The organism is Caenispirillum bisanense (genome assembly GCF_900230255.1).
Lineage (GTDB): Bacteria > Pseudomonadota > Alphaproteobacteria > Rhodospirillales > Rhodospirillaceae > Caenispirillum > Caenispirillum bisanense_A.
The window spans coordinates 1-5,497 of sequence record NZ_OCNJ01000029.1 but is presented as its reverse complement, the minus strand read 5'-3'; the positions used below and the strand labels follow the sequence as shown (position 1 = coordinate 5,497).

Sequence of the window (5,497 nt, the reverse complement as noted above, 5' to 3'; positions counted from 1 at the left end):
CGTATCGACGTGTCCGAGGCAATGATCTTCCTCGCAATGGGCAACCTACTCGTCCGCAGGATCTGCCACCCCTGACATTCTCAAACGGACTCTAAGCCTTCAGGCGGCGGAAGCCATTGGCGGCCTCCAGCATGGCGGCGCTGGTCCAGCGCAAGGCCATGGACGCGTCCTGCCAGCGCTTCACGTTGCGGCAGACCTGACGGACGGTTCCGTTCATGTTTTCGATGATGTTGGTGCAGGCCAGCGACCGGCGCAGGTCGGGCGGCAGGCCAAGGCGGACGACGGTGAGGATTTCGTCGATGCCCTCCAGGATGCTGCCTGCCACGCCGGGAGCATCCCGCTCCAGGCGACGGGCCAGGTTGCGGATCAGCTTCTCGGCCTTGTCCGCGTCGTCGAGTTCCCAAGCCTGCCGCAGGGCCTTGCGGACGGAGGCGTGCAAGGGTTTGGGCAGCCGCTCGGTGATGTTGCGGGCCTTGTGGACCTGGCAGCGCTGGATGGGCGTGTGCCGGCCGAAGGTGTTGCGGATCGCCTTGGACAGTGCCCGCGAGCCGTCGATGATGAACAGGCGGCAGACCGCCGGGTCAAGGCCGCGGCCGACCATGTTGTCGAGCAGCGCCTGGCAGACGGCGGCGTTCTCCGTCGCGCCCTCGACCACGCCCAGGGGGTGCTTGTCGCCGTTGCCGTCAACACCCACGGCGGCCAGCAGGATCAGGTCCTCCTTGATGTGGATGCCGTCGATCTGGATGACCAGCAGGTCCAGCTTGGACAGATCGGCGGCCATCCACTCCTTCATGCGCTCCGCCGACAGCGCGACGAACCGGCGCGACACCGCCGACTTGGTGACCCCGGCCCCCTTGGGCGCAGGAATATCGCCGCCCGGCAGGCGGACGGCCCGGCCGAACTTGCGGGTCGAGACGTTGATCAGCATCAGGTTCATCGCCCACTGACCCAGCAGATCCTCGGACAGGGCCGCCTCCCAACTCGGCAGGGTCAGCTCCTGGCCGTCACGGGCGCGGACGCGGGGCCGGTCAACCTCGACCTTGCCGCCATGGAAGCCGATCTTGCCCTTGGTCTTGCCCCAGCGATAGGCGCTCTTGCCGTCTTCCCGGCCGTAGCGGGGACCGCACAGGCCCCTGGCGTCTTCTTCCATCATGCTGGCCAGGGTGGCGATGCCCGCCGTCAGGCAGAACCGCTCAAAACTGGCCCGGACGTCCTGCAAGGCATCCTCGACAATTGCCGCCGGGACAAAGGCGGCCGGTGTGGTAGGTTTCTTCATGGCGTTGCTTTCCTTTCGTGGATTCGACACCCCGAGCCTACCGGCTCAAGGCGAGCAACGCCTCCCTCACATTTTCAACAGCGGGCGGGACATACCCCGACTCGTAGCCTATGGAAGTTGCCTGCGCAATGGCATCCCGAGAGCTTCAGCGGCGCGCTTCGCGTCGTCTCCAAAGCCCAGCCACTGGAACAAGGCCTCGCCATCGTCAAAGACACGCGTGGCGTCGCTCCGGACCGGCTCGGCCATAGAACGTCGGGTTCTCCGCCGAGCGACATATTTACCGGCGCGAGTTCTGAATATTTCGAGCGTGTTGAAGCTCGGGCCCTTGTAAACAAAAAGCCGCTCGCCCTCGAACTCGTAGTCGGGTCCGCTCGAATTCGTGACTACGAACCGCTGCATTGGAACGCGCCTCCTGTCAAAGCTTCTTCGGTCGCTTGCCTGATCGCCTCGGGAACGACCATACTGCACCCTGGCCGTTCCGGTGTGCCTTTCGCGCCGGGTGTTGGACCGACCCATTCATGAGGACCCCGTGCCTGACATCGTCGTCGTGACCCTTCTGGTGGCAACGCTTCTGATGATCGTTGCGACGACCCAGTCCATTGCCGCCAAATGGCAGATCTCACCAACGATCCTCCTCGCGGCGGTCGGGGTGGCGCTGGGATCACTTGCGGCCTTCCTACTTTACACGCCACTGACGAACGCATTCAATGAAATGGCCGCCCCCATCGTGCAGATGCCGGTCAGATCGCCTGTCTTCCTCTATGTATTTCTCCCGCTTTTGCTGTTCCAGGCTTCCCTCAGCCTGGAAGTTCGGCGGGTCATGGAGGACGCAGTTCCCATACTCGTTCTTGCCGTGGTCGCCGTCATTCTCGCCGCGGCAGTCATCGGCTTCAGTCTCGATGCCTTGTTTGGCGTTCCTCTGACGGTAGCCCTCCTTCTTGGGGCCATCGTCGCGACGACGGATCCCGCGGCGGTGGTCGCCATTTTCCGTGACATCGGCGCCCCGGCCAGGCTTTCTCGCCTCGTCGAGGGAGAAAGCCTGCTGAACGATGCAGCCGCCATCGCACTGTTCACGCTACTGCTGAGCGTCATAATCTCCGGCCAGCCGCTGGACCTAGGCGACGCAGGCTTCCAGTTCCTCCTGTCCTTCGTCGGCGGAGCTCTGGCAGGAGTGGCCGGCGGCCGACTGCTCGTGTTCACGATCCCGTTCATGCGCGGAATCAAGGCGGCAGAAGTGACGCTTACGATCGGCGCGACATACTTCATCTACATCGCCGCTGATCAGGTTCTCGGGGTCTCCGGGGTGGTCGCCGTGGTTGTCGCCGGCATTGCCGTACGCGCGTCGATCGAGGCCCACATCAACCCTGTCAACCTGCAGCACCTCTTCAACGTCTGGGAGCAGGTGGCCTTCTGGGCCGGCTCATTGATCTTCCTGCTGGCCGCGATTCTCGTTCCTCGCATCCTCACAGGTTTCTCCGTCACCGACCTCCTGATTGTCCTCACGGTGGTGATCGCCGCCCTGGTCGCGCGCGCGGTGGTGCTGTTCGGCGTAATGCCGCTTCTCGCGCATTTCCGCCTCGCCGCCCCGGTCAGCGCCCCATACAGCATCACCATCCTGTGGGGCGGTCTCCGGGGCGCGGTGACCCTGGCCCTCGCCCTTGCCGTCACCGAGAACCGGCTGCTGGACCCGGAGACGAAGCGTTTCATTGCCGTCACGGCGACGGGCTATGTTCTGTTCACGTTGTTCGTCAACGGTCTGACGCTGCGACGACTGATCCGCTGGCTCAAGCTCGATCGGCTGTCGCCGGTCGACATAGCCGTGCGCGACCAGGTCGTGGCACTCGCGCTCGCCGATGTCATCGACCATGTCAAAGGGACCGCCGAGCGTTACGGCATCGAGCCGCGCACCACCCGGCCTGTCGTGAGCCAGTACGAGGAGCTACGGCGCGACCTGTCGGAAGGCAGCCTTGAGCAAGCCTTGGGCGACAAGGAGCGTTTGACGCTCGGCTTGATCGCCCTCGCCGCACGGGAACGCGAATTGATCCTGGACCATCATGAGCAACACACACTTGCGACCGACGTCGTCGCGCGCATGCTCCGCGACGCCGAACGGATGCTCGAAGGAGCCCGTAGCGGCGGTCGCTCAGGCTACAGTCGGGCCGCCAAGGCGACGCTGGGGTTTGGACCGACGTTTCGCTTCGCGCACCTCGTGAATAGGTACTTCGGGATCGAATTCCTCCTTAAACGAGAAATCGCCCAGCGGTTCGAGACGCTGCTTGTGCAGTCCCTCGTGCTGACGGAACTCCGCCGTTTCGTGCGGCGGCGTATAACGCCGCTCCTCGGTGGCCGTATCGGGGGCATCTTGGACGAAATAGTGTCGGGGCGGGCTTCGGGTACCAACGGAGCCTTGGACGCGCTGCGGCTGCAGTATCCTGAGTATGCCGAGTCGCTTGAGCGGGTATTCCTGCGGCAGGTGGGGGACCGTCATGAACTGGCCCACTACGAGGATCTGCGGAAGGAGGGCCTTATTAGCCGCGAGCTATACGAGGACCTCCGGCGCAAGGTGCATGTCGGCAGGCCGCCGGCGAAGCGGACGACGGCAGCCTTGGATCTTCGCATGCGAGCCACCGAACTCATCCGGTCGGTGCCCCTATTTGCTCATCTGGACGAGAAGCAGGTGGAGCGGCTCGGCAAATCCCTGCGTGCCCGATATGTTCTTCCGGGTCAGCATGTCATACGAACCGGTGAGACGAGCCTTGCACTTTACTTTATCGCCTCCGGAGCCGTTGAGGTGCAGCGAAGAGGTCAAGCAATCCGGCTCGGCCCCGGTGACTTCTTCGGCGAGATGGCGCTTCTGTCGGGGCGAGCCCGCACGGCTGATGTCGTGGCCATCAGCTTTTGCCACCTGCTGGTGCTGAGCGAAGAAGACTTTCTGTTTTTCCTCAACTGCCATCCTGAAGTACGTCAGGAGATCGAGCGGACCGCCCGCGAGCGCGCAAGCCTCAACCGCAGTTTCTGACTCTCCTCACGACCGACCATCGCAGTTGGGAATTCTGCCCTACACGATGACGCCGTTGCCGGCCAATCGCGAAGCGAACCGAACGCTGCACCCGCAAACGTACTTGCAGTCTCGGGTATCCTGCCATATCTCGCAGCTACGGGTTTTCGGACCCTCCCAGGAGACCATTGCGGTTATTGACAATCCTGTGGGAAAGACCCTCAGCCGCAGGTGGGGGTCTTTTGCTTTGCGGTGGGAGAAAATGTGGAGTTGCAGGCCAGGCCGATGGCGATTCCACGAGTTTCTGGGGTGGTCTCTGCACAGTACACAGCACGGCGCGCAGACGCGCTTGCCATGGTCTGAACCGCGCCGGGTTTGCCGGAGGCTCCAACTCCAGAGTAGGATGGAGCCATCATGAGTAAGACAACGAACAAGTTTTCGCCGGAGGTCCGTGAGCGGGCGGTGCGGATGGTGCTGGATCACCAAGGACAGCATGAGTCCCGTTGGGCGGCGATCGTGTCCATCTCGGCGAAGATCGGCTGTGCGGCGCAGACGCTGAACGAGTGGGTCAAGAAGGCCGAGGTGGACGGCGGACAACGGGCCGGCGTCCCCACGGAAATGGCGGAAAAGCTGAAGGCTCTGGAACGCGAGAACCGGGAGTTGCGGCAGGCCAACGAGATCCTGCGCAAGGCCAGCGCTTATTTTGCCCAGGCGGAGCTCGACCGCCGGTTCAAGCCATGATCGCCTTCATCGACGAGCATCGCCAGGCGCACGGGGTCGAGCCGATCTGTAGACAATTGCCGATCGCCCCGTCCACCTACTACGACCACCGGGCCAAGCAGGCCGACCCGTCGCGCCGCTCGGACCGGGCGCGGCGGGACGCCGCCCTGCTGCCTGTAGAGCGACATCGTCGGTGAGGAGCGCGCGACATCGAAGGTGACACGATGGACCGCGACGGTGGTGATGATGGATCGGCCTCGCGGTCAGCGCAACGGCGATGTCGCCGGGCGGTGTCGCTGGCGGATGTCGTTCAGGTCTCCTGTCCGGTGTCGCCGGGTTCCTCGTGCGATGTCGCTGGCCCGGAAGCGGTGTCGCGGCGCGACATCGCCCGATCGACGGCGGTCTTCCGGCGGTAGCTTTCGACGTTCATCTCGAAGATGACGGCGTGGTGGACGAGGCGGTCGATGGCGGCGACGGTCATGGCCTTGTCGGGGAAGATGCTG

The 5,497-nt window shown here is 63.8% G+C and carries 2 protein-coding genes, 2 pseudogenes and 1 other annotated feature; of the genes and pseudogenes, 2 read left to right on the top strand and 2 right to left on the bottom strand.

Annotated features, from left to right (window positions below):
- Positions 1–94: 94 nt before the first annotated feature.
- Positions 95–1,276: pseudogene (locus tag CRP50_RS24605) on the bottom strand (IS256 family transposase); the annotation flags it as partial.
- A 529-nt stretch (positions 1,277–1,805) separates the two neighbouring features.
- Between CRP50_RS24605 and CRP50_RS24595 the strand changes: the two are divergent.
- Positions 1,806–4,295, top strand: a complete 2,490-nt coding sequence (locus CRP50_RS24595) for a cation:proton antiporter (RefSeq protein ID WP_097281840.1) — start codon at positions 1,806–1,808, stop codon at positions 4,293–4,295.
- A 393-nt stretch (positions 4,296–4,688) separates the two neighbouring features.
- A pseudogene (locus CRP50_RS24590) lies at positions 4,689–5,164 on the top strand (transposase); the annotation flags it as partial.
- Positions 4,970–5,086: a sequence feature (AL1L pseudoknot), on the top strand. Its footprint overlaps the pseudogene before it by 117 nt.
- Positions 5,165–5,304: 140 nt before the next feature.
- Here the strand turns inward: CRP50_RS24590 and CRP50_RS24585 are convergent.
- Positions 5,305–5,497, bottom strand: a 193-nt coding sequence (locus CRP50_RS24585) for an ATP-binding protein (protein WP_245913713.1), incomplete at its 5' end; no start/stop codon positions are given.